Raw genomic sequence first — 24,392 nt, forward strand, 5'->3', positions numbered from 1 at the left:
AACTGGTCTATGGACCATTGATGCGCTGGGCGAACTGTTGCATGGCATTTTTCGGCTGGAACCCTTAGAAGCGATATACATGCTCCTATATGCCGAAGGGCGCCGCCGCACCACTATGATTTTGGATAGCTACACGCTCATTATTAACAGTGCCGTCATCTCCTTCGTCATGATGATCGCCATGATGATGGTGTGGTCGGTCAGCCGGGAACATCGGTCGGCGCTGCTCTGGGCGGCGGCTCTCGGGCTAAACTGCGGCGGCCTTATCGTTTATACCTTATCGCCCCTGCTGCCGCCGTGGGGGCCGCCGTTCGGCAATTTCTTTTTTGCGATTGCAGGCTATCTTCTATGGGCGGGATTGCGCGATTTCCGAAAGGCGTCCTTCCTGCGGTCTCCGGTCATCCTTTTGCCGGTCTATTACATCCTCGGGATTCTCTATTTTCTCTTTATCCAGACCGATTTGACCGCGCGCATTTTCATCGCCTCGACGTTTCAGATTAGCGCGGGGATGCTTTATGCGCGGGAAGCCTTGCTGATCCGTCGGCGCGGCTTGGCTGGGGCGGTGGCGTCGATTGCGGCAGCCATCTCCATCGGTCACGCGCTGTATTACGCCTTCCGTCTGATTTCCGCTCTCGGGTTCGAGCCCGTCCCGACCTTGCTGGGACCGCATACGTGGCAGACATATACTTTCCTCGAATCGGGGATTTATGTTCTGGCCACCGGCGTCGCCTTAATGGCGATGACGGTTGATAATCTTTATCTTCAGCTTCGGTTGACCGCGCTCAGCGACCGCACGACGGGGCTCTTGAGCCGCAACGCGGTGCTGGAGCGATTGACCGAAGAAATGGCGGCCGCCCACAGCGCGCACCGGCCCCTGCACCTGATGATGATCGACCTCGACCATCTCGACCGGGTGAACGAAACCTACGGTCACAAGGCGGGGGATGCGATGCTGGCGGCCTTCGGCAGTCTGATGCGCAACGAATTCCGCCTGGAAAAAAACAGCGGGCGCTATGGCGGCGACGAGTTTGCCCTGGTGCTACCCGGCATGACGGCGGCGGAGGCAACCAATCTTGCTCATCAGATCCGCCGGGCGACGGAAGCGCTGATCCTGCCGCTGGAAAACGGCCGCGTCAGCCTGACGGTCAGCATCGGGCTCACCGGGCTTCAGCATCAGGATCAGCAGTTCGACACGCTGATCGCCCGCGCCGATACCGCCCTCTACCGCGCCAAGCAGACGGGGCGGAACCGGGTGGTTGTGCTATAATCCTTGTCGGGGTGAGGGCTATCGGGCACTCTGATGCGCCAGGATGGGAGGCTTCGATGCAGAAATTGCTATTAAATTTGAATGATCTGGAAGCCCTGCGGGAGAGTGAATTCCCGCACGCCCTGCACCAGCCCAGTCTCGATCGCCTGTTGCGGCGTGAGGTAAACATCCCGATAACGCCGCGCGGCCAAGATATCGTCGGGCAGTCGGGTGTTTTGGCGCAAGATCGTTTCCGTGCGGAAGTCGTCCGCCAAAGCCGCGTCGAGCGAGGCTTGTAGTCGTTCTGCCGATTGCCCCTCCGTCCCGCTATAAATAGAGGTCGGGTGAGTCATAAACATAGCGTGGGCAGAGCAGTAACGATAGGTTCCCGCTAAAAAGACAACCAAAGCAATCGAACTAACGCTGCCGATATTATAGATCGTCAATTTAAACGGCATCGCCCGAATGTGATTGAAAAGATAAATTCCGTCGGCGACATACCCGCCCCCAGAACTGAACGCTAGGCTAACTTCTTCGCATCCTTCATTGGCGGCGCTATTCAAGGCGGCGGCAATACGCGATGCCCCGTTAGGTTCTATTGGGCCGGTGTAACCGAAGAAAACCGTTCGGGGGCTTGTCATGCTTTTTCCGCCCCGAACTTTAGCAGCGCATAGCTGATGACATCGTGCAGCGCGTTAAAGCTGGCGTCGATGATGTTCGGCGAGACGCCGACCGTCGTCCAGCGTTCACCGTTTGCCCGCTGGCTTTCGATCATGACGCGGGTGACCGCCTTGGTGCCGTCCTGCGGCGACAGGATGCGGACCTTATAATCGGTCAGGTGAATATCTTCGAGGCTGGGATAGAGCGGGATGAGCGCCTTGCGCAAGGCGGCGTCGAGCGCGTTCACCGGGCCGTTACCGTCCGCCACGGTCATTTCAGGCTTACCGTCCACGGTAACGCGGATGGTCGCTTCCGACAGGGTGACGAGCTTGCCCAGGGCGTTCCAGCGCCGCTCATCGAGCACGCGGAAGGAGGTGACGGTGAAAAACTCCGGCACATCGTCGAACAGGCGGCGGGCCAGCAGCTCGAAGCTGGCGTCGGCGCCATCATAGGAATAACCGTCAAACTCGCGCGATTTGACTAGGTCTACCAGCCGGTCGAGCTTTGCGACGTCGCTCGGCACCTCGATCCCCAGATCGCGGCAGCGCGAGACGACGTTGGAGCGCCCGGCCTGATCGGATACGAGAATGCGGCGCTGGTTGCCGACGGTTTCCGGCGGGATATGCTCGTAGGTGCGTGGGTCTTTCTCCACCGCCGACACATGCAGCCCGCCCTTATGGGCAAAGGCCGACGCGCCGACATAGGGGGCGTGGCGGTTTGGCGCGCGGTTCAGCCGTTCATCGAGCAGATGCGACAGGCCGGTTAGGTGGCGCAATTCTGCGACCGGCACCCCCGTATCGAAGCCCATCTTCAGCACAAGGCTGGGCAGCACCGAAATCAGATTGGCGTTGCCGCAGCGCTCTCCTAAGCCATTGATCGTGCCTTGGACTTGCCGCACCCCAGCCTGCACGGCGGCGAGCGAGTTGGCCACGGCGTTTTCGGTATCATTATGGGCGTGGATGCCCAGTTTCTCGCCGGGGAAATGCTGCGTCACTGCGCCGACGATGCGGGCAACCTCGTGTGGCAGGGTGCCGCCATTAGTATCGCACAGCACCATCCAGCGGGCGCCATTGTCGTGCGCGGCGCGCAGGCAGGCGAGGGCATAGTCGGGATTGGCCTTATAGCCATCGAAGAAATGTTCGGCGTCGTAAATCGCCTCCCGCCCCAAGGAGACGAGATGGGCGATACTATCGCCGATCATCGCAAGATTTTCCTCGCGCGGGATGTTCAGCGCCACATCGACATGAAAATCCCAGCTTTTGCCGACCAGGGTGACCACCGGCGCGCCGGAGTTGGTCAGGGCGGCCAACCCTGGATCATTCGCGGCGCTGCGGCCGGGGCGGCGTGTCATGCCGAAGGCGGTGAACTTGGCCCGCTTCAGCGGTGGGGCGTCGCCGAAAAACGCATCATCGGTCGGGTTTGCCCCCGGCCAGCCGCCTTCGACGTAATCAATGCCAAGCTTATCGAGCGCAATCGCAATCGCGCGCTTATCCGCAACGGAGAAATCCACGCCCAGGGTCTGCGCCCCGTCGCGCAGGGTGGTGTCGAAGAGATAAACGCGATCAGCCATGATTATCCTATGCCCTTAATTTTTGCGCCGCCAAACCGTTCCACCCGGCCCATCTTCCAGCAGAATGCCTGCGGCGATGAGCTCGTCCCTAATTCGGTCGGCTTCGGCGAAATCCTTGGCTTTGCGTGCGGCAAGACGGGCGGCCAGTTTGGCGTCGATGGCCTCGGCGGAAAGGTCATCCGTCCCGCCCCGTTGCAGCCAGGCTTCCGGGTCTTGCCCGAGCAGCCCGAGCAATGCCCCCGCACCGAGGATTTGGCCCTTAAGGGCCCTTTGTTCTGCCCAATCTTCGGTTTTATTGAGATCGGTGACCAGGGCGTGCAGGGCGGTCAGGGCGAGTGGCGTGTTGAGATCGTCGGACAAGGCCGCGCGCACACTGGCGGGGGCCTCTGGCGTTGCCTCGATATCAGCCACCCGGCGCAAGGCCAGATAGAAGCGGTCTAGCGCACCGATAGCGTCCTGTAAGCCTTTCTCCGTCCAATCCAGCGGCTGGCGGTAATGGGCGGTCAGCAGCATGAAGCGCATCGCTTCTGCCGGGGCGCGGTCGAGAAGATCGCGGACGGTGAAGAAATTGCCCAAGGATTTGGACATTTTCTCCCCTTCCACCCGCAGCATGCCATTGTGAATCCAATAGCGTGCAAGCGGCGCCCCAGCATGGGCGCAGGTGGATTGGGCAATTTCATTTTCATGGTGCGGGAAAATCAGGTCCGTCCCGCCGCCGTGAATATCAATGGTTTCGCCGAGATGGGCTTCGATCATGGCGGAGCATTCGATATGCCAGCCCGGTCGCCCACGTCCCCACGGGCTATCCCAGCCCGGCAGATCGGGGGTGGAGGGTTTCCACAGCACGAAATCGGCCGGGTCGCGCTTATAGGGGGCGACATCGACGCGCGCCCCGGCGATCAACTCGTCCCGGCTATGGCCCGACAGGCGGCCATAATCGGCCATCGACGGTACGTCGAACAGCACATGCCCTTCTGCCTCATAAGCATGACCGGCAGCCAGCAGCTTGCTGATAATCGCAATGATTTCGGGGATATGATCGGTTACGCGCGGCTGCACGACCGGCGGGATAACGCCAAGCGCCCCCATATCTTCCTGGTAGAAGCGTTCCGTTTCTGCGGTCACTGTGCCGATCGGCACCCCGCGTGCGGCCGCGGCGGCGTTGATCTTATCGTCAACGTCGGTGAAATTGCTGGCGTGAATGACATTGGGATAGGTCAGCCGTAGCAGGCGAACCAGCACATCGAAGACCACCGCCGGGCGGGCATTGCCAATATGGGCGCGGTCATAGACGGTGGGGCCGCAGACATACAGCGTCACGCGCTCAGGATCAGCGGGGGTAAAAACCTCCTTTTGGCGGGTGAGGCTATTGTGCAGCAGCAGATCCACGGTCATCCTCAGTCAAATCAGCGAAAGGGGGTAGAGAGTGAGCGGGGCAGACGCATCGGTCAAGCCGGGAGATGAGATGGGCACGGGCTTTGCGCTGGACGCGCGGCTGGCGGCGGATACTGTCGCGGTCGCCGATCTGCCGTTGTGCCGCGTTCTTCTGATGAAGGATGCGCGCTTTCCCTGGCTGATCCTGGTGCCGCGCCGGGCGGGCGTATCGGAAATCCTCGACCTAGCCGCCGCCGATCACGCGCAGCTTTGGGCGGAGATCACCCAGGCGGCAGCGGCGCTGCGGGCGGAAACCCAGCCGCTGAAGCTGAATATTGGCGCTTTGGGGAATATCGTTCGGCAGTTGCACGTCCATATCGTCGCGCGGCTCGACGGCGACGCGGCTTGGCCCGGTCCGGTTTGGGGCAGCGGTACGGCCCTGCCCTATGACGCGCCGGGGCTGGAGGCCCTAAGGGCGCGGCTGGCGGAGCGCCTCGGCGGTTGACGCTGGAGCGAGCGCTGCCAAACGGCGGATTTCCTGCCCAAAGACCCAACACAACCGCGCTATCAGAACAATCGCCAAGGCGGCGGGCATTAGGGCCAGCCGTTGATTATCAGCATCGCTGAGCAACAGAAGCACGGTCATGCTATTCAGGGCCAGAATCGCCAAGCCCTGCACTAAGCATTTCTTCGTATTCTCAAAGCTTAATGCTAATATCGCGAGAGATTGGGGCATGATGGCGGGACCATTATTCGGCTGTATCGACTCGCTTTTCAGCTCCCCGAGTCGGAAGGTTGTGGTTCTTTTGTTGCTTGTCCTCTTGGAAAAGTCAACAGGTTTCGGAATATTCGACTACTCATATAGAATCTTAACGATAAGATATTAGCTAAAATATCTGATTTTACTTTGATTAATTTTGCACCTGCAAAACCGCCAGACTAAGCGTCGATGCGCTGCTTCGTGCTTGACAGGCGGCAGCGCTGCCGGTAAGAACGGCGGCCTTGAAGGGTCCGATCCGTGGCGGGATAGCTCAGTTGGTTAGAGCAGGGGACTCATAAGCCCAAGGTCGGTGGTTCAACTCCACTTCCCGCCACCACTCTTCTCCTCCCCTCCCCAAAATTTTCAGCGCCGCTCGGCAAAAAACCGCGCGATGCTGGCGGCGGCGACGTCGAGATGCCGTCGCAGCACGGCCTGGGCCGTTTCGACATCGCGGGCTCGGGCGGCCGCCAGCAGCGCGCGATGTTCGTCTTGGGCCATATGGTCGCGGCCCCTGGCGGCTAGGTGAAAGCGTAAATAGCGGTCCCCGGCGGCCAATTGCGTCGCCACCAGCGCCAAAAACTTCGGATGCCCTGCCGCGCCATAGAGACAGAGGTGAAAGCGGCGGTTGAGATCGCCCAGCCGCGCTTGATCGGCCTCGCCGTCCAGCTCGCTCAGCAGGTCTTCCGCCCGCTCAAAATCGCTGTCGGTCAGGCTCGGGATCGACAGGGCCAGCGCCGCCGGTTCCAGCGCCCGCCGGATGGCGTAATTATCGGCGGCATCCGCAGCGGAAATTTCGGTGACCACCGCGCCCTTATGGGGTTCGAAATCGACCAGGGCCTGCGCTTCAAGCTGCCGCAGCGCCTCGCGCACGGGCATCCGGCTGACACCGAAGAGGGTCGCCAGTTCCTCCTGCCGCAATGCCGTCCCAGGCGCGAGCTTGCCCGACAGGATCGCCTGCCGCAGGCGCGCTTCGACGAATTCCGTCGCCGTGCGCGGGCGGGGGCCGCTTTCGCCCAACCAATCGGCCAGGGCAGCAAGGCTGTTCTGCGGGTCACTCATCCAAAATCCACTTGTAGATTGGATCCAATATCCGTTTAACTGATCTCCGAGCCTGCCGCGAGACGCGGGGAAAGGCAAGGGGAAGGAAAAGACTATGTCGGCAGCAGGCCGCGATGGCATTGGGGATTTCATTCAGCCGACCAGCGCCGGGGTTCTGGCGGCGGTGGTCGGTTTCGCCTCGGCCTTCACCATTGTGCTGCAAGGCCTCGCGGCGGCGGGGGCGACCCCGTTACAAGCGGCATCCGGCCTGATGGCGCTGTGCGTGGTGAAGGGGCTACTGGGCATCCAGATGGGCTGGTCGTCGCGCCTGCCGATCTCGATTGCTTGGTCTACCCCCGGCGCGGCGCTGCTGATCGCGACGGGGGTGCCGGCAGGCGGCTTTCCGGCGGCGGTCGGTGGGTTTCTGGTCGCGGCCGGGCTGATTATCCTGGCGGGCCTATGGCCGATGTTCGGGCGGTCGGTCGGGCGGATTCCGATGGGCCTTGCCAGTGCGATGCTGGCGGGGGTGCTATTCGACCTCTGCCTTGCGCCCGTGCGCTCGATGCAGGCGCTGCCCTGGTTGACCCTGCCGATCCTGCTGACCTGGGCGCTGATGCTGCGCTTTGCGCGGCTCTATGCCGTGCCGGTCTCGGTGCTCGTAACCTTCGCCTTGATCGGCTGGAGCACGCCCTTGCCCGACCTTGCGGCGGCTTGGCCGCGCCCGGAGATGATCGTGCCGGTCTTTTCGCTCGAAACGGCGATTAGCATCGGCGTTCCTTTGTTCATCGTCACGATGGCCTCGCAGAATATCCCAGGCCTCGCAGTGCTGCGCGGCAATGGCTACCATCCCGAAACCGGGCCGATCTTTATCGTCACCGGCATGGGCAGCGCCGTGGCGGCGCTGTTCGGCGGGCAGGCAATGAATTTAGCGGCGATCACCGCCGCCCTGTGCGCGGGGCCGGAGGCGCACCCCGATCCTAATAAACGCTATCGGGCCACGGTGGCGGCGGCGGCAACCTATATCGTGCTGGGCCTCGGCGCCAGCTATGCGGCGGCTTTCATCGCGGCGGCCCCGCCGCGCCTGATCCAGGCGGTTGCGGGGTTGGCGCTCCTGCCCAGCCTTGCCAGTGCTTTGGCCGGGGCGTTAACGACAGAGACGGAGCGGCTGCCGGTCATTTTGACCTTCACCGTCGCGGCCTCCGGCATCGGCTTTTTCGGGATCGGCCCGGCGTTCTGGGGGCTGATCGCGGGGGGCGCTTTGATGCTCGTCCTCCACCGCGCCTCGTGAAAATCCCCGCCGAAGCGGGGATTTCCTGGCTTATTTCCCGCCCGAAACCGGGGGGTTGAAGTAACGGAAGAAGCTGCTATCGGGCGAGAGGACCAGGGTTGAATCGCCCTGGCCCAGCGCGGCCCGATAGGCTTGCATCGACCGGTAGAACCCAAAGAACTGCGGGTCTTGGCCGAAGGCCTCGGCGTAGATCTGGACGGCCTTGGCCTCGCCCTCGCCGCGAATGCCCTGGGCTTCCGATTGGGCATTGGCGATCAGCACTGTGCGGTCGCGGTCGGCGCGGCTGCGAATCTGCTGGGCGATTTCCTGGCCTTGCGCGCGGAGTTCTTTCGCCTCGCGGTCGCGTTCCGAGCGCATGCGTTGGAAGACCGACGCGCTGGTTTGATCGGGCAGATCGGCCCGGCGCAGGCGCACATCGACGATCTCGACCCCATAGGCCTTGGCGCGTTCGTCCACTTCCTTCTGGATTTCTGCCATCAGGCTTTCGCGGCCGTTCGACAGGATCGTGCTCATCTGCGCCGCGCCGAGAACGCGGCGGATGGAGGTATTGATGATCGGCGCAACGCGCGCCTGGGCGCCCTGCTCGTCGCGGACATTCTGATAGAAGGCCAGCGGATCGGTAATGCGGTAGCGCGAATAGGCATCGACGATAATGCGCTTCTGGTCGCCCAGAATGACTTCCTGGGTCGGCGGATCGACCTCTAGCATCATCTTGTCGTAAAAGCGCACGTCCTGCATGAAGGGGATCTTCACTTGCAGGCCGGGTTCGCGCACGACGCGCACGGGATTCCCGAACTGGGTAACGAGCGCCTGCCGGTACTGCGGCAAAACGAAGAAAGTATTGCTGACCGTGAAAAGGGCGACGAGCGCGACCCCGCCCGCGATCAGCAGCGTGCGCTGGTTCATTGCTTCACTCCCTGGGCATCGGCGGGACGCGGCGTCAGGCGCTTCACTTCCGGCAGCGGCAGATAGGGCAGGACGCCCGGGCCGCCCTCGGCCTTATTATCGATGATGATCTTCTGGCTGTTCTTCAGCACCTCTTCCATCGTCTCTAGGTAGAGGCGCTGGGTGGTGACATCCTTCGACAGTTTGTAGCTTTCATAAACCGACAGGAAGCGCTTGGCGTCGCCCTCGGCCCGCTTAACCACTTCTTCGCGCGACGCTTGGGCTTCTTGCAGCAGCCGTTCAGCATCGCCGCGCGCGCGGGGGATAATGTCGTTGCGGTAGGCTTCGGCCTCGTTGCGCAGTCGCTCGCGGTCGGCACGGGCGCGCTGCACTTCGTTAAAGGCATCGACCACCGGCTGCGGCGGATCGACCAGGGCAAGCTGAAGTTGGCGGATTTCCACCCCGATGCCATAGCTATCGACAAGCTGTTGCAACAGCACTTGGCTGTCGGCCTCGACCTTGCCGCGCCCTTCGGTCAGCGCCTGCTGGATCAGCGTTTGGCCGATGATCTGGCGCATGACGCTTTCCGCCGCAACGCGGATCAGCTTTTCCGGTTCCCGTGCGGTGAACAGGTAAGCGCCCGCATCTTTGATGCGCCACAGCACGTTGAATTCGATATCGACGATGTTTTCATCGCCGGTCAGCATCAGCGTATCGACCGATTCGCCCGCGGTGCGGCCCGAGCGCGGATCGACGGCGACGCGCTTGCCGACGCTGAGAAGGTTGTCGCGGGTGACGGAGGGACGCTCGACGCTCTGGATCGGGCTTGGCCAATGCCAGTTCAACCCGGGGGAGGTCGTATCGGTCCAGCGACCGAAGGTCAGGACCACGCCCTGCTGATCCGGTTCGACGCGGTAAAAGCCGCTCGCCAGCCAGACGGCAAGGCCCGCCAGAACAGCCAGACCGACGCCGCGCGCCGAGCCGAAGCCGCCGGGCAGCATCTGGCGGCCCTTGCGGAACAGTTGATCGAGGTCCGGCCCGTCGCCGCCCCACGGCGGGGTCGGCCCACCGCGATTACCGCGATCGTTGCGACCATTATTGGCGCCCCACGGGTTGATCGGCTCGTTATCGTCCGGGCCTTTGCCGCCCGGGCCTTTGTTCTGATCGCCGCCGCCGCCACCCCAGGGGCCGCCGGAATTATTGTTCCAAGGCATACCGTCTGTTTCCCTCCTGCTGCGCGCCCGCTTTTCAGCGACGGTCGCGCACCGTATATCACCTATGCAAGATCTTCCCGACGCATATGTGAAGATTCACAGGAGAAAACAAGCATGACCCCTCCCATTTCCGGCGCTTCGTCCGATTCTCAGGCTTTGGAGGCGCAGATTCGCGCCGCGCTTGACCGGGTGACGCTGCCGCAGTCCAGCCAAGGGCTGATCGCCGCCGGGCGGATCGACGGGATGGTTGTCCGCGAGGGGAACGTCGTCTTCGGCATTACCATTGACCCGGCGGAAGCGGCGGTCATGGAACCGGTGCGCCGCGCTGCCGAACAGGCGGCGCTCGCCGTTCCGGGGGTGAAGTCGGTCAGCGCCGTGCTAACGGCCGAGCGCAGCGCCGGACCGGGGACGAAATCCGGGCGCCCGACCTTGCTGCCGACGGTGGCGCAGGTAATCGCCGTCGCCTCTGGCAAGGGCGGGGTCGGGAAATCGACCACCGCCGCCAATCTGGCCGTCGCGCTGGCGCAATCAGGCCTGAAGGTCGGGCTGCTCGACGCCGATATCTTCGGCCCCTCCGCCCCGCGCATGATGGGGCTAACGGCGCGGCCAGAGATGACTGCTGACCGTAAGCTGATCCCCTTGCAGGCGCATGGCGTCGCCGTCATGTCCATCGGCTTCCTCGTAGCCGAGGATAACGCCATGATCTGGCGCGGGCCGATGGTGATGGGCGCGCTCGAACAATTGATGCGCGATGTCGCCTGGGGGCCGCTCGATGTGATGGTGATCGACATGCCGCCGGGGACGGGGGATGCGCAGTTGACGATTGCCCAGCGGGTGCCTTTGGCCGGGGCGGTGATCGTCTCGACGCCGCAGGATATCGCTCTGCTGGATGCCCGGCGCGGCATCGCCATGTTCCGCAAAGTGGAAGTGCCCATCCTCGGCATCGTCGAGAATATGAGCTATTTCCTGTGCCCGAACTGCGGCCATCGCGCCGATATTTTCAGCCACGGCGGCGCCCATAAGGAAGCGGAGACGATGGGGGTGCCCTTCCTCGCCGAAATTCCGTTGGAACCTGCGATCCGCGAGGCGGCAGACGGCGGCACCCCGGTGGTGGTGAGTGCGCCCGACAGTCAAAGCGCGGCGCTCTATCGCGGCTTGGCCGACAAAGTGCGCGCGCAAGTGGGAACGGCCCCCCGCGCCGCGCCGACCATTCGCGGCCTGTAAGAGACAAAAAAAAAACCCGGGAAGAGCGACTCTTCCCGGGGGGATTGTTAGGCCTCGACCGGCGGCTTGGCTTTCGGCGGACGGCCGCGCTTGCGCTTCGGCGGTTCCGCAGGTGCCTCGGCCTCAGCAGGCAGGTCGAGCGGTAGGGCGGCTTCTGCAATCGGCACGACGACCGGCGCCGGAGCTTCGGCGATGACCGGTTCGGGCGCGGGTGCCACGACGACAACCGGCGCGGCTTCGACGGCCACCGGTTCGGCGCGGGGGGCTTCAGCGCGCGGCGTCTCGGGGCGCGGCGTTTCGGCACGGGGCGGCAGACCGCCGCCCGCCGGGGTGATGACCGTCACCGGGCTGGGCTGCTCGGCGTCCGGCTGGGCCTCGTAGCTCGGCTGATAGGGCTGGCGCTGCGGGCGACCGCGTGGCTCGCCCCGGCTTTCGCCTTCATAGCGGCGCGTGTCGCGCGGGTCGCGGTTATCCCGGCGCTGCTCGTCGCGCGGTTCCATCTCGTCGCGCGGGCGACGGGCGGGCTGGCGCAGGAAAGCGGGCTGTTCGTTGAAATCGCCCGTCTCGGGCCGGTTTTCAGCGCGGTTGTCGGGGCGATTGTCCTGGCGGAAACCATCGCGCTCCTGGCGGCGATCCCGAAAATCGCGGCGCTCCCGGCGCTCGCCAGTGTCGCGCATATCGCGGGGTTCCCGCGGCTCCCGGCGATCTTCGCGCGGGTCGCGCCGATCATCGAAGCGCGGCTGGTCGGCGGCAGCGAAATCGGGTTGCGGTGCTTCCAGGCCGTTTTGATCGGGCGCGATGCCCTCCTCAGCGCCATTGGTCTGCGGGTTGCGCTCGTCGTCCTGTTCCAGATCGAACGAGTCGCGTTGCTGCATATGTTGAGGGATATAGGGCTGGCCGTCGCTGAACGAGGCGATAATACGATAGTAATGCTCGGCGTGCTGGTAGTAATTTTCCGCCATAACGCGGTCGCCGGAGGACGTGGCGTCGCGCGCCAGCGACATATATTTTTCGTAAACCTGAATAGCCGTGCCGCGAACGCGCGTATCGGGGCCGTTGCTATCAAAGGTCTGATGGCGCGACGACCCGGGTTTACGGTTATTGTTATTCCCGCCCCCGCCGTTGCCCTGACTGCCCCCTTGATAGCCGCCTTGGCCTCGACCCCGTTGACGCTTAATCTGCGGACCTTGTCTCATGGTATCCGTTTCTTGGCAGTATGTTTCTCGGCAGGATTTGGCTGCAAAAACCCGTCATCGGGGCGTTCCAGTTCCAGGAGTGGCCGTGTCTCAGGCTCTTCCCAGGGCATCGCCCCACCCTGCGGGGGAGATGCAAAGACCAGGGCTGCGTCGGCGCCTGATTCTTTCGCGACCAACCGTCGCGACTATGCCGGAACGCTTTGACCGTAGACGCAGCCCCCCAAAAAACCAACAATTTTTACGGGTTACCGTTAACGGCGCGCGGAGTTTGTGGCGGATATGCAACAATAACCCGGTCGCGCCCCGCTAAATCGGGCAGGCAAGCCACATCGCGCCAGCCCTGTTGTTGCAGAAGCGCCGTGACGGCGGCCCCTTGATCCCAGCCGATTTCCAGCGCCAGCAAACCGCCGGGGGCAAGGAACCCGGCAAGCCCCGCCGCGAACCGCCGATAGGGATCGAGACCATCCGCCCCACCGAAGAGGGCCAAAGCCGGATCGAAACAGCGCACTTCCGGGGCCAGACTGTCACGGTCGGCCAGCGGGATATAGGGCGGGTTCGAGAGGATCACATCGAACCGCCCGGCCAGCGCCTCGGTCCAATCCCCGACGGCAAAAGCGCTGCGGCCCCCGACGCCCAAGGTTTCGGCATTCCGCTGGGCCATGGCGGCGGCGTCCGGCGCGCGGTCGAGGCCAAGGCCCCAGGCAGCGGGGAGTTCGGTCAAGAGCGCGATCAGCAGGCACCCGCTGCCAGTGCCGAGATCGAGCAACCGCAAGGGCTTATGCCGATCCACCCGGTCGAGGACGGCTTGCACAAGGCATTCCGAATCGGGGCGCGGGTCGAGCGTTGCCGGCGAGATTTGGAACGGCAGGGACCAGAAATCGCGCAGGCCCAGAATGCGGCTGACCGGCTCGCGCGCTAACCGCCGGGCCAACATCCCTTCAAAGCGCGCGAGCCCCTCCGCTGTTACCGCCGGCGTGCCGAGCGTCAGGGCGTAGGGCTTCCAGCCAAACGCCGCTTCGAGCAGCAGGCGCGCGTCAAGTCGGGAGCTTTCCACCCCCGCTGCGGTCAATTGTGCCGTCGCCGCCCGAAAGAGCGCCTGCGCGTCAGGCGAGGTCGGCAAGCCGCTCGGCCTGATCTTCGGCGATCATCGCGTCGATCATTTCGTCCAGCGCTTCGCCGTTGATCACCTTGTCGATTTTATAGAGCGTCAGGTTGATGCGGTGATCGGTCACGCGGCCTTGCGGGAAGTTGTAGGTGCGGATGCGTTCGGACCGGTCGCCGCTGCCCACCTGGGTTTTGCGGTTGGCGGCGCGCGCTTCGTCCTGCCGCCGCCGTTCGGCGTCATAGAGGCGGGAGCGCAGCACCTTCAGCGCCTTGGCCTTATTCTTATGCTGGGATTTTTCATCCTGCTGAATAACGACAAGGCCGGTCGGTAAGTGCGTAATGCGCACTGCGCTATCGGTGGTGTTCACCGACTGCCCACCAGGGCCGGAGGAGCGGTAAACGTCGATCTTCAGGTCTTTTTCGTCGATCTGAATATCGACTTCCTCGGCTTCCGGCAGCACGGCCACGGTGGCGGCAGAGGTATGGATACGGCCCGAACTTTCAGTTTCCGGCACGCGCTGCACGCGGTGGACACCCGATTCGAACTTCAAGCGCGCGAACACCCCGCGCCCGGTGATGGAGGCGCTGGCTTCCTTGAAACCGCCAAGGCCCGTATCGGCGATATCCATCACTTCAAAGCGCCAGCCGTGGAGTTCGGCATAGCGCTGGTACATGCGGAAGAGGACGGAGGCGAACAGCGCGGCTTCCTCCCCGCCGGTTCCGGCGCGGACTTCCAGAATAGCGTTCTTTTCGTCCGCCGCGTCCTTTGGCAGCAGTTCCACCTGAAGGGCGCGTTCCAGCTCTGGCAGGCGGGCTTTAAGGTCGTGGTATTCCGCGAGGGCGAAGTCCCGCATCTCCGCGTCGAGGCTGGCATCTTCGGACATGGCCTGCAGCGAGGCCAATTCCTCCCGCCCCTGGGTCAGCTCGGCGATTTTCTCGACGATGGGGGTCAGGTCGGAATATTCTTTCGAGAGTTTGGCGAATTCCGCAGGCTCCAGCCCTTCCTTCGCCAGCATCTCGTTCAAGTCTTTATGGCGCTGCGCTAGGCGCGCCAGCTTATCGTCCATACTCACGGGCGGAAATCCTTATGCCGAAACTGCTGCGCGGGCGTGGCCGACCAGCGCATCCAGCGCCACGGCCACCTGCGTTCCCGCGTCAAGATCGCGCCACTGCGCTTGCCCTGCGGTAAGCTCGTCCTCGCCCAAGATAATGGCGAACTGCGCATTGATCTTATTGGCGCGGGCGAGGCGCTTTTTCATGTTGCCGCTAAAGCCAACGTCGAGGCTCAGGCCCGCCCGGCGTAGGGCGCGCGCCAGCGGAACGGCGGCTTTCTCGGCGGCCTCGCCCATTGGCACCAGGGCGATGGGGCGGGCGGCGGCGGCGGGATCATTGGCCAGCATGGCGAGCCGTTCGACCCCGGCAGCCCAGCCGACGCCGGGGGTGGACGGGCCGCCCATCTGTTCGACCAGCCCATCGTAGCGCCCGCCTGCCAGCACCGTGCCTTGCGCGCCGAGATCGGTGGTCACGAATTCAAAGGCGGTATGGCAGTAGTAATCGAGACCGCGCACCAGCAACGGATCGTGCTTATAGGCGATCCCGGCGGCGGTCAGCCCCTCGGTCACCGCGCCGAAGAAATCTTGTGCGGCCTGGGTGAGGTATTGGCCGAACAGCGGCGCCCCGGCGACCAGCGCCTTATCACCCTCGTCCTTCGAATCGAGAATGCGCAGCGGGTTCTTATCCAACCGCGCAAGACTGTCTTCCGACAGCTTATCCTTATGCGCGGTGAAATACTCGACCAGCGCCGCGCGGTAAGCGGTGCGGCTTTCGGCGTCGCCCAGGGTGTTGAGATGCAGCAGCACCCGGTCCAGCAGCCCCAGCGCTTCGAGAATATCCGCGCCAGCAGTGATCACTTCGACATCGGCGAGCGGCGTTGCCGGGCCGATCAGCTCGACGCCGATCTGGTGGAACTGGCGCAAGCGGCCCTTCTGTGGGCGCTCGTAACGGAACATCGGGCCGTAATAGAAGGCCTTGAACGGCAACGACTGGGTGAGGCCGTTGGAAATCAGCGCGCGCACCACCCCCGCTGTCCCTTCGGGCCGTAGCGCCAGGGTCTCGCCGCCCCGGTCGGTAAAGACGTACATTTCCTTCGAGACGATGTCCGACGTTTCGCCGACCGTGCGGGCGAAGACATCGACAAACTCGAAGATCGGGGTGGCCACCCCGTCGAAGCCGTAACGCCCGGCAATCAGGCGCGCGGTTTCGGCCACATGGCGGTGTCGGCGGGCCTCGTCCGGCAAAAGATCATGGGTGCCACGGACCGGCTGCACCTTTTCCACGGGGCGTCTCCTTCAAAAGCGGAAAATCGGACCCCCTCGGCTATCGGCTTTAGCGCCCGTGGTCAAGTCTGGATGGCATCAAGCCCGGGTCGCAGAGCGTTGGTAACGGCATCCGGCGCCTCCAGCATCATCATATGCGCCGCATCCCGCAGGCAGAGAAACCGCGCGCCGGGGATTTTGCCCGCCATCCGTTCCACCCCCTGTGGCGGGGCTTGGCGGTCGTGTTCGCCCGCCAGGCAGAGGACGGGCATCGTGAGCCCCGGCAACGCTGCGCGCCGGTCGAAGGTGACGAGACAGGCGAGGGCGGCGCGGTAGGTGGCTTCGTCCATCTTGGCCAGTGCGTCGATACTGTCGGCCATCAGGTCGGGGGCGGTTCCCGGCAGGAAAAGATCAGCGGTCAGGTCGGGGGCGAGGTCGGGCAGGCGCTGCCCGGCGTCCAGCGGCCCCAGCCGGTCGGCGAGGAAGGCGCGCTGGAAGCTGCCGTCGGCGCTCCCGAACAGGGCGGCACTGCCAAGCAGGGCGAGGGAGGCGCAGCGGTCCGGCGCGCGGGCCGCGACTTCCAGCGCTAACATGCCGCCCATCGAATGGCCGACCAGATGGGCGGTGCCGATGCCGTGGGCGTCCAGAAACCCCAGCAGCGCGGCGGCTAACCCTTCAAAGCTCAGCGGTTGCCCGTCCCACGGGGCGCCGCCGTGGCCGGGCATATCCCAGGTATGGCAGGCGAAACCCTCCGCTGTTAGGGCGGCACCCTGTGGCGCCCAGCAGCGATGATCCAAGCCCAGCCCGTGCAAAAAGACGATGGGTGCGGTTCCGGCCATCTGATGTTCCCCCCCTGAAATATTTTTTGGTTTAGAGCATTTTTCGTTCGCTGTGGCTCACGTCAAACGCTCTAAACTTTTGTTTTTTCAGCAAATACGTCGTCGCGGGTGTTCCGCCCGCTTGGGATTTGCTCTAACTGATCGGCGGAGGGCAGCGGTTTTCGGCCAGCACCCGCCCGGCCAAATAGAGCGAACCACAAATCAGCACGCGCGCGCCCAAGGCGCGGTCGGCGATTTCGCGCAAGCCTTCCGACACGGCATCGACCGAGGCGGCATCGGCAAAGCCGACGTCTTGGGCAATCGCCGCCAGCCGGTCGCCCGCCACCGAATTGGCTTCGTCCGGGATGGTGACGGTACGGATGGTCTTGGCAAACGGCTGCAAGGGCGACAGAAAACCGCGTGGGTCTTTCGAATCGATCATGCCGACGATCAGGAATAAGGGCCGGTCGCGCCACTCTTTCAACGTCTCGGCCAGCGCCTCGCCCGCGCCGGGATTATGGCCGCCGTCGAGCCATAGCTCGCAGGTATCGGGCAGCAGATCGACCAGCGGGCCGGTGATCAGCCGCTGCATGCGGGCGGGATGTTCTACCTTGCGCAGCCCTTGGGCCAGCGAGACGGCGGTGATCTTCTGAAAGCGCTTGCGCAACTGCAAGGCGCAGGCGACGGCAGTTCCAGCATTGGCGATCTGATGGGCGCCGAACAGGCCTGGTTTCGGCAGCAGCAGCGTGCCGATCGCATCCTGATACTTCAGCCCCTCCGGGCAGGCGCCCGCCGTCCATTCCCGTCCGCACGCCAGCGCCGTGGCGCCGACCGAGGCCGCGCGCAGATCGATTACCGATAGGGCTTCTGGCGGCTGCGGGCCGACGATAGCGGTGCAGCCTTCCTTGATAATCCCGGCTTTTTCCCCGGCAATCGCTGCCAGCGTATCCCCAAGATAGTATTGATGGTCGAGCGAGATCGGCGTAATCGCCGTCAGTAGCGGCGGCGGGATGACGTTGGTGGCATCGAGCCGCCCGCCAAGGCCGACTTCCAGCAGCAGCACATCGGCCGGATACTGCGAAAAGGCGACGAAGGCTGCCGCCGTGGTAATTTCGAAGAAGGTGATCGGCGCCCCGGCATTGGCGGTTTCCACCCGTTCCAGCACGGCGGCCAGCGCGTCATCGGTGATCTGATTGCCGCCCAGCACGATGCGCTCGTTAAAGCGCACCAGATGCGGCGAAATATACGTATGGGCCTTATAACCCGACGCTTGGAAGATAGACTTTAGATAGGCGACCAACGAGCCTTTGCCGTTAGTCCCCGCAACATGAACGACCGGGGGTAAGCTGCGTTCGGGATTATCGAGCTTATCGAGCAGCGCTTGCATACGCCCCAACGATAGATCGATCACCTTCGGGTGCAGCGCCTGCAACCGTTTCAATACGTCGTGGCAGCGTTCCACCGGCTCGGTCATGGCGGCCCTTTCGCGGGGTTAGGCGGCGCTTGGGGTCGATTGCGGGGTGGCGTGCATCAACAGACGCAGCACCTTCGTCAGCGCGCCGCGCAGTTCGGCGCGCGTTACCACCATGTCCAGCATGCCGTGCTCCAGCAGATATTCGGCGCGCTGGAAGCCTTCCGGCAGTTTTTCGCGCACAGTGTTTTCGATCACCCGGGCCCCGGCGAAGGCGATATAGGCGCCCGGTTCGGCGATCTGCACGTCCCCCAGCATGGCGAAGGAGGCGGAGACGCCGCCGGTGGTCGGGTCGGTCAGCAGCACGATGTACGGTAGCCCGGCTTCCTTAACCATCTGCACGGCAATGGTGGTGCGCGGCATTTGCATGAGCGACAGAATGCCTTCCTGCATGCGCGCCCCGCCGGAGGAGGTGACAGCAATGAAGGCCGCCTTACGCGCCACAGCTTCCCGCGCCGCCGCGACGAAGCCATCGCCGACGCCGATGCCCATCGAGCCGCCCATGAAGCTGAAATCCAACACCGAGACCACAGCCGGAACACCGCCGATGGTTCCGGCGGCGGAGGTGAGCGCATCCGGTTCCGGGCTTTTCGCGTGGGCGCGCTTCAGCCGGTCCGTATAGCGTTCCTTATCGCGGAACTTCAGCGGATCGACGATCGGCTTCGGCATCTCGAGCTTGGTGAAGCCCTCGTCCAGCATCAGCGCCAAGCGCTTGGCCGTATCGATGCGCATATGGTTGCCGCAATGGGTGCAGACGTGCAGCGAGGCTTCGAGCTCGCGATGAAAAATCATCGTGCCGCATTTGTCGCATTTGACCCAGAGATTATCGGGAATCTCGGCCCCGCGGCTTACCAGCGCACGGATCTTCGGACGGACGAAATTGGTCAGCCAATTCATAAGCCTAAAACTCCTTCACGCCGGGCGGGTCAGGCCGCGGCCATCATATCTGCACGCACGCGGCGGGCGGCATCGGCCGGGTCGCGCGCTTCGGTAATCGGGCGTCCCACCACCAGCAGGCTGCCGCCCAGGCGCACGGCTTCCCCCGGGGTGACGATGCGCTTTTGGTCGCCCGCCTCGGCCCAGGTCGGGCGGATACCTGGCACGACTAGTAGCGGCGCGGCGCCCAGCTTCGACCGCAGCAGGGCCGCTTCCTTAGCCGAAGACACGACGCCCGCCAAGCCGTTCTGCACGGCAAGCTGCGCCAGACGCACGACCTGATCGGGCAACGGGCCGCTTTGGCCGGTCTGCTGAAGGTCGTCGTCGGCAAGGCTGGTGAGGACGGTGACGCCCACGACCTTCGGCACCGGCACTCCAGCGGCTTTGGCCGTGGTTTCCGCCGCCTCCACCGCCGCGCGCATCATCGCCGCCCCGCCGCTGGCGTGAACGGTCATGACGGCAACCCCCAAGCCGGCGACGGCGCGCACGGCGCCCGCCACGGTATTGGGAATATCGTGCAGCTTCAGATCGAGGAAGATCGGCAGGCCGACGGTTTGGATCGCGCGGACGCCAGCGGGGCCGTGGGCGAGGAAAAATTCCAGCCCGAGCTTCACCCCATCGACATGCCCGGCGATTTGTCCGGCCCACAGGCGGGCCTGCGCCAGATCGACGGTATCGAGTGCGCAGTAAAGCTGCGCCGTGTGTGCGGTGGTCATGGAGACCTCTTTTAGCAGAGCGCGGCCAGCTTGTCGCGCGCGGCTTGGGCGTCGCGGGCGATCTGCGCCGTCAGCGCCGCCAGCCCATCGAACTTCATTTCCGGCCGCAGGAAGTGGTGCAGGGCAACGCAGAGTTTGCGGCCATAAAGATCACCCGAAAAATCAAAGAGATGCACTTCCAACCGCTCCACCAAGCCCGCCACGGTCGGGCGGCGGCCCAGATTGGCGACGCCGTGATGAGGTTGCCCGTCGATTTCGACCGTTACCGAGTAAACGCCGAAGGCCGGGCGCAGATAGTCGCCCAGCTCGATATTGGCCGTCGGGAAGCCGATGGTGCGCCCGCGCTTATCGCCGTGGCGAACGCGCCCGACGATGGTGAACGGGCGGCCCATCAGCGCGGCGGCGGCTTCCGTCTCGCCTTTGGTCAGATGGTCACGGATCAGGGTGGAGGCGAAGGCCTCCCCCTCCGCCCGGCGCTGGGGCGGCAGGGCGGTGACGGTGAAAGCCGCCTCGGCACTTAAGGTTCCGGCATTGCCCGCCCGCCCGCGCCCAAAGCAGAAATCATGACCGACCGCCACATGCTGCGCCCGCAGCCCGTCGATCAACACGTCTTGAATAAACTGGTCGGGCGTTTGTTGGGCAAACTCCGGCGTGAAGCGCAGGGAGACGATGCAATCGAGCCGCAACCCGTCGAGCGCCAGGAACTTGACGAAGCCGGGGGTTAGCCGAAACGGCGCGCCGCCGCCCTTCTGCCGGGCAAACACGGTACGCGGGTGCGGTTCGAAGGTCAGGCAGAGCAGGGGAAGGGCGCGGGCGTCGGCGACCTTACGGGCGGCGTCGATCACCGCCCGGTGCCCCAGGTGAACCCCGTCGAAATTACCAACCGCAACCGCCCCGCCTTTGAGCGCCGGCGGCAGCGCGGCCAGGGTCCGCACGAAACAAGTGCCCTGCGGCAGGGTAAGGCTCATTCTGGATCCCTTGTAATCCTGATCGGGCATTCAGCCGTTCCCAACGAGTCGCGGCCGATAATATCCCGAGTTATAGGCAGATGAGGGCGGGCGGGCAACCATCGGCCCGGCAACAAAAGATTGATTTTTACGTTTTAGGTTGACATTTAGGGCTATTCCGGTACCCCAATCCCTGAAGATATCGGCTCAGATTTTGTGCCATCATCTTGGAAAGCCGCCCAGTGGGAGGGAAGCGCCGTGTTTGAGCGTTTAAGCGTGCTGATCATCGAAGACAGCCCTTTTTTCCGGGGGATGCTGGCGGAGATTTTGCGCGCGCTTAAAGTCGGCCGCATCGTCGCGATGGAAGAAGGCGGCGCCGCCATTACCCATCTGCGGTCCATCGGCAAAAACGCAGCGGCGGCCCAGGCGCTGGTGCCGGATATCATTATTTGCGATTACCTGATGTCGCCGATCAGCGGGCCGATGGTGCTACGCTGGGTGCGCCAGAGCGAAGATTCGCCCGACCGGTTCATCCCCTTTGTTATGATTTCCGGTGCAGCGGATGGCGATAAGGTGCGCGAAGTCCGCGATCTTGGCGTGACGGAGTTTCTGGCCAAGCCGTTTTCGGTGAAGGCGGTGGCCAACCATCTGATTGCCGCCATCGATGCGCCGCGCCCCTTCGTCTATACCCGCGACTATTTTGGCCCCGACCGGCGCCGACAGGTTCGCCCGTACAATGATGTGGATCGGCGCGTTGCCAAAGAAGGCGATGTGGAGATTCTTTACACGGGCACGCGCCTGCGCTCGGTCAATCCGAATGCCAAGGCCTTTATGTTCAAACTGCCGAACCGGCTGCGCGAAAAGATCGCTGGGATCGGACGCGGGCCGCTGACCATCGATCCGCAGTTACTCCAGCAGGCCGAACAGCAGCTCGACCGGATGGAGGAAGATTATTCCGATTGGGTGCGCGGGTCGATCCAGCAGCTTTATGACGCCCATCGCTCGGGAAGGGCGCTAGACCCGCGTAAGCGCATCGTGCCGATCCAGACGATCAACAGCATCGCCCATGATCTGCGCGGCCAAGGCTCGACCTTCGGCTACCCGCTGATCACGGTTTTTGGCCGTTCGCTATACGAATGCACGCTGAATATCTCTGAAGCCAGCGACCAGCTTTTCGAGTTTATCCGCACCCATATCGACGGGATCAACGCGGTCATCCGCGACAAGATCAAGGGCGAGGGCGGGCAGCTCGGCAAAGAATTGGTCGCGAGCCTGGAGCGGGCGCGCGACCGGCTGCTGGTCAGCCATTAATAAGCATCGGCGGCCTTCCCTAAAGAGTGGGAAGGCCGCCGAGGATACCCACCCTATTCGACGAACACGTCTTCCCGGCTTTTGCGGAAGCTCGGCAGTAATGCCAGCACCAGCATCCCCAATGCCAAGAGCAGCAGACCCACCGAAATCGGGCTGGCGATGAAAGTTGTCAGATCGCCGCGCGACATCAGCAGGGCCCGGCGGAAGTTTTCTTCCATCAGATCGCCCAGAACGAAGCCCAGCAGCAGCGGCGCGGGTTCGAAACCGAATTTGCTGAGTGCATAGCCGATCAGCCCGAAGATGGCGATCATCAGCACCTGCACGGGTTCGGCATTGATCGAGAAAATACCGATGCAGCAGAACATAAGAATGGCCGGGAAGAGGATGGGGTAGGGCACCTTCAGCAGCCGCACCCACAGGCCGATCATCGGCAGATTGATGATCAGCAGCAGCAGGTTGCCGATCCACATGGAGGCGATCATCCCCCAGAACAGATCGGGTGTGCGCGTCATCACCAGCGGCCCCGGAATGATGCCGTGAATGGTCATCGCCCCGACCATCAGCGCCATGACGGCATTCGGCGGAATACCCAGCGTCAGCAGCGGAATGAAGGAAGTTTGCGCCCCGGCGTTATTCGCCGATTCCGGCCCCGCCACGCCTTCGATGGCGCCTTTGCCGAAGCGCGACGGGTCTTTCGCCAGTTTCTTTTCCAGCGAATAGGTGGCGAACGGCCCCAGCACGGCGCCATTGCCGGGCAGCAGCCCCAGGATCGAGCCGATCAGCGTGCCGCGCGCAATCGGGGCGGCGGACTGCTTCATATCGGCTGTCGACGGCAGCAGGCGCCCGATGGTGCCGCGCACGACATCGCGGTTTTCCACCGCATCGAGGTTGCGCAGAATTTCGGCGATCCCAAAAATCCCCATCGCCAGCACGGCAAAATCAATCCCATCGGACAGGAATTCAAGCCCCAGGGTCATCCGCTCCTGCCCGGTGCCAAGGTCGGTGCCAACGGTCGAGAGCAGCGTGCCGACCAGGATCATCGCGATGGCTTTTAGGATCGACCCGTGCGCCAGCACGACGGCGAAGACCAAGCCCATCAACATCAGGGCGAAATATTCGGCAGGGCCGAAGACCAGCGCCAATTTGGTCAGCGGTGCCCCGAGGGCGGCGATCAGCAGCGTGGCAAAGGTGCCCGCGATGAAGGAGCCGATGGCGGCAATCCCCAGCGCCACCCCGGCGCGGCCTTGGCGGGCCATTTGATGCCCATCGAGCGTGGTGACGACGGCGGTCGCTTCCCCGGGAATATTCACCAGAATGGCGGTGGTGGAGCCGCCATATTGCGCCCCGTAGTAAATGCCCGCCAACATGATCAGCGCGCCGACTGGATCAAGACCAAAGGTAATTGGCAGCAGCATACTGATGGTCGCAATCGGCCCGACGCCGGGCAAAATCCCGACGAGCGTGCCGACCAGACAGCCGACGAAGCAGAGCGCGATATTTTGCAGGGACAGGGCGACACTCAGCCCGAGGCCGAGGTTTGCGAAAAGATCAAACATCTAGCGGCCCCCCCGCGTGCGGGTCAGAAGAAACAGCGCAAGCGCGGTGGCCAGCAGCGCGGCGGCGGTCAGGCGCAGGGCGCCCTTATAGCTCCAATCCGCGAACAGGTTTTCCGCCAGAAACTGCGGCAGCAGCGGGATCGGCAGGTTCAGCATATCGCCGAACAACAGCATGCAGAGCGGGGTCAGCGTCAACGCCAGCAGCAGCAGGGGCTTGAAGCGCGCCCCCGGCGCGGCATAGCCGCCCAAGAAAATCGCCAGCGGTCCAGCGACGGCCAACCCCAATTCCGGTGTGGTGAGGGCGCCGAAGCTCATCGGTTTGATCGTCAGGGCAAAACCCGCAATCGCCAGCGAAATGCACACCGGCCCGCGCAGCGACCCTTTCGGAATTGCCTCACCCCGGACGAGAAAACCGGACACCGTTAAGACAGCGCCGCAGAGGGCGATCAAAACCGCCAAGGCTTGCGGCAGCATGCCCGGCCCGGCGGAGCGCAGACTGCCGCGCGGTAAATCGGCGGTCAGCCAAAAGGCGATCCCGGCCAAGGCCAGCAGTACGAGACCGGCAACGAAGGTCTGGGGAGCCGCAGGGGCGCGCAACGGCACCGCGCGTGGCACGGCGGAAGAAGGGTGCATGGGGAAAATCCTGAAATCGGGCGGCGCGGCTCAGGGGCGGCGCGGTTTGACATCGGCCCCTCGATCCAGCCAAGGGGAACGGCCGGGGGGGGAGAGACGCGCCGAGGGGCCGATGCCAAGGACAGGCGGC

General features: G+C 63.7%; 22 protein-coding genes and 1 tRNA gene. 6 read left to right on the forward strand and 17 right to left on the reverse strand.

Annotation, left to right across the window (positions count from 1 at the left end; genetic code table 11):
* The first annotated feature begins 79 nt into the window (after positions 1-79).
* The gene (locus CHR90_RS15270; protein ID WP_094409949.1) at positions 80-1,267 is read left to right on the forward strand and encodes a GGDEF domain-containing protein; all 1,188 of its coding nucleotides are present in this window, start codon (positions 80-82) and stop codon (positions 1,265-1,267) included.
* A gap of 71 nt (positions 1,268-1,338) precedes the next feature.
* On the opposite strand, the gene CHR90_RS15275 is transcribed toward CHR90_RS15270, so the two are convergent.
* The 3 genes from CHR90_RS15275 to cysS are packed head-to-tail and all read right to left on the reverse strand — an operon-like array spanning position 1,339 to position 4,865.
* A complete protein-coding gene (locus CHR90_RS15275) occupies positions 1,339-1,887 on the reverse strand; it encodes an ATP-dependent Clp protease proteolytic subunit (protein ID WP_094409951.1) in 549 nt (182 codons plus the stop codon).
* A complete protein-coding gene (gene cimA, locus CHR90_RS15280) occupies positions 1,884-3,476 on the reverse strand; it encodes a citramalate synthase (RefSeq protein WP_094409953.1) in 1,593 nt (530 codons plus the stop codon). The genes CHR90_RS15275 and cimA overlap by 4 nt, the downstream gene beginning before the upstream one ends.
* 15 nt (positions 3,477-3,491) lie before the next feature.
* Positions 3,492-4,865, reverse strand: coding sequence for a cysteine--tRNA ligase (gene cysS, locus CHR90_RS15285; RefSeq protein ID WP_094410203.1), 1,374 nt, complete (start codon positions 4,863-4,865; stop codon positions 3,492-3,494).
* A gap of 37 nt (positions 4,866-4,902) precedes the next feature.
* Between cysS and CHR90_RS15290 the strand changes: the two genes are divergently transcribed.
* Positions 4,903-5,355 (forward strand): HIT domain-containing protein, encoded by a 453-nt coding sequence (locus CHR90_RS15290; RefSeq protein WP_308421778.1) that lies wholly within the window; start codon positions 4,903-4,905, stop codon positions 5,353-5,355.
* A 515-nt stretch (positions 5,356-5,870) separates the two neighbouring features.
* Positions 5,871-5,947: transfer RNA gene (locus tag CHR90_RS15300), tRNA-Met, on the forward strand.
* Between the two features lie 26 nt (positions 5,948-5,973).
* Here CHR90_RS15300 and CHR90_RS15305 read toward each other — a convergent pair.
* Positions 5,974-6,669 (reverse strand): GntR family transcriptional regulator, encoded by a 696-nt coding sequence (locus CHR90_RS15305; protein ID WP_094409957.1) that lies wholly within the window; start codon positions 6,667-6,669, stop codon positions 5,974-5,976.
* Between the two features lie 94 nt (positions 6,670-6,763).
* Here CHR90_RS15305 and CHR90_RS15310 point away from each other — a divergent pair, with 94 nt between their 5' ends.
* Positions 6,764-7,936 (forward strand): benzoate/H(+) symporter BenE family transporter, encoded by a 1,173-nt coding sequence (locus tag CHR90_RS15310; protein ID WP_094409959.1) that lies wholly within the window; start codon positions 6,764-6,766, stop codon positions 7,934-7,936.
* Between the two features lie 30 nt (positions 7,937-7,966).
* Here the strand turns inward: CHR90_RS15310 and hflC are convergent, their stop codons facing one another.
* Both hflC and hflK read right to left on the reverse strand, forming a co-directional pair.
* Entirely contained in the window at positions 7,967-8,842 is an 876-nt protein-coding gene (hflC, locus tag CHR90_RS15315; RefSeq protein WP_094409961.1) for a protease modulator HflC, read from the reverse strand.
* Positions 8,839-10,035, reverse strand: a complete 1,197-nt coding sequence (hflK, locus tag CHR90_RS15320; RefSeq protein ID WP_094409962.1) for an FtsH protease activity modulator HflK — start codon at positions 10,033-10,035, stop codon at positions 8,839-8,841. Before hflK ends, hflC begins: the two co-directional genes overlap by 4 nt.
* Positions 10,036-10,149: 114 nt before the next feature.
* Here hflK and apbC point away from each other — a divergent pair, with 114 nt between their 5' ends.
* Positions 10,150-11,259, forward strand: a complete 1,110-nt coding sequence (apbC, locus tag CHR90_RS15325; protein ID WP_094409964.1) for an iron-sulfur cluster carrier protein ApbC — start codon at positions 10,150-10,152, stop codon at positions 11,257-11,259.
* Between the two features lie 47 nt (positions 11,260-11,306).
* Here the strand turns inward: apbC and CHR90_RS15330 are convergent, their stop codons facing one another.
* The 9 genes from CHR90_RS15330 to CHR90_RS15370 form a co-directional block, all read right to left on the reverse strand.
* Positions 11,307-12,455 (reverse strand): DUF4167 domain-containing protein, encoded by a 1,149-nt coding sequence (locus tag CHR90_RS15330; RefSeq protein WP_094409965.1) that lies wholly within the window; start codon positions 12,453-12,455, stop codon positions 11,307-11,309.
* Positions 12,456-12,693: 238 nt separating this feature from the next.
* Positions 12,694-13,575 (reverse strand): peptide chain release factor N(5)-glutamine methyltransferase, encoded by an 882-nt coding sequence (gene prmC / locus CHR90_RS15335; protein ID WP_212668707.1) that lies wholly within the window; start codon positions 13,573-13,575, stop codon positions 12,694-12,696.
* Positions 13,559-14,632: a peptide chain release factor 1 gene (gene prfA / locus CHR90_RS15340; protein WP_212668708.1), complete on the reverse strand. Its 1,074-nt coding sequence runs from the start codon at positions 14,630-14,632 to the stop codon at positions 13,559-13,561. The genes prmC and prfA overlap by 17 nt, the downstream gene beginning before the upstream one ends.
* 12 nt (positions 14,633-14,644) lie before the next feature.
* Positions 14,645-15,895: a histidine--tRNA ligase gene (gene hisS, locus CHR90_RS15345; RefSeq protein ID WP_094409970.1), complete on the reverse strand. Its 1,251-nt coding sequence runs from the start codon at positions 15,893-15,895 to the stop codon at positions 14,645-14,647.
* A gap of 62 nt (positions 15,896-15,957) precedes the next feature.
* Positions 15,958-16,713, reverse strand: a complete 756-nt coding sequence (locus tag CHR90_RS15350) for an alpha/beta fold hydrolase (protein WP_094409972.1) — start codon at positions 16,711-16,713, stop codon at positions 15,958-15,960.
* Between the two features lie 133 nt (positions 16,714-16,846).
* A complete protein-coding gene (locus tag CHR90_RS15355) occupies positions 16,847-18,166 on the reverse strand; it encodes a bifunctional folylpolyglutamate synthase/dihydrofolate synthase (RefSeq protein ID WP_094409974.1) in 1,320 nt (439 codons plus the stop codon).
* 18 nt (positions 18,167-18,184) lie between these two features.
* The gene (gene accD, locus CHR90_RS15360; protein ID WP_094409975.1) at positions 18,185-19,060 is read right to left on the reverse strand and encodes an acetyl-CoA carboxylase, carboxyltransferase subunit beta; all 876 of its coding nucleotides are present in this window, start codon (positions 19,058-19,060) and stop codon (positions 18,185-18,187) included.
* A gap of 29 nt (positions 19,061-19,089) precedes the next feature.
* The gene (pyrF, locus tag CHR90_RS15365) at positions 19,090-19,815 is read right to left on the reverse strand and encodes an orotidine-5'-phosphate decarboxylase (protein ID WP_094409976.1); all 726 of its coding nucleotides are present in this window, start codon (positions 19,813-19,815) and stop codon (positions 19,090-19,092) included.
* 11 nt (positions 19,816-19,826) lie between these two features.
* The gene (locus tag CHR90_RS15370; protein ID WP_094409978.1) at positions 19,827-20,783 is read right to left on the reverse strand and encodes a bifunctional riboflavin kinase/FAD synthetase; all 957 of its coding nucleotides are present in this window, start codon (positions 20,781-20,783) and stop codon (positions 19,827-19,829) included.
* Between the two features lie 237 nt (positions 20,784-21,020).
* Between CHR90_RS15370 and CHR90_RS15375 the strand changes: the two genes are divergently transcribed.
* Positions 21,021-22,073 carry a response regulator gene (locus tag CHR90_RS15375; protein WP_141210969.1) on the forward strand — a complete coding sequence of 351 codons (1,053 nt, stop codon included), beginning with the start codon at positions 21,021-21,023 and terminating at the stop codon, positions 22,071-22,073.
* A gap of 53 nt (positions 22,074-22,126) precedes the next feature.
* On the opposite strand, the gene CHR90_RS15380 is transcribed toward CHR90_RS15375, so the two are convergent.
* Positions 22,127-23,629, reverse strand: a complete 1,503-nt coding sequence (locus CHR90_RS15380) for a tripartite tricarboxylate transporter permease (protein WP_094409982.1) — start codon at positions 23,627-23,629, stop codon at positions 22,127-22,129.
* Positions 23,630-24,262: a tripartite tricarboxylate transporter TctB family protein gene (locus CHR90_RS15385; RefSeq protein WP_094409984.1), complete on the reverse strand. Its 633-nt coding sequence runs from the start codon at positions 24,260-24,262 to the stop codon at positions 23,630-23,632.
* Between the last annotated feature and the right edge of the window lie 130 nt (positions 24,263-24,392).

It is taken from the genome of Elstera cyanobacteriorum, from assembly GCF_002251735.1.
Lineage (GTDB): Bacteria > Pseudomonadota > Alphaproteobacteria > Elsterales > Elsteraceae > Elstera > Elstera cyanobacteriorum.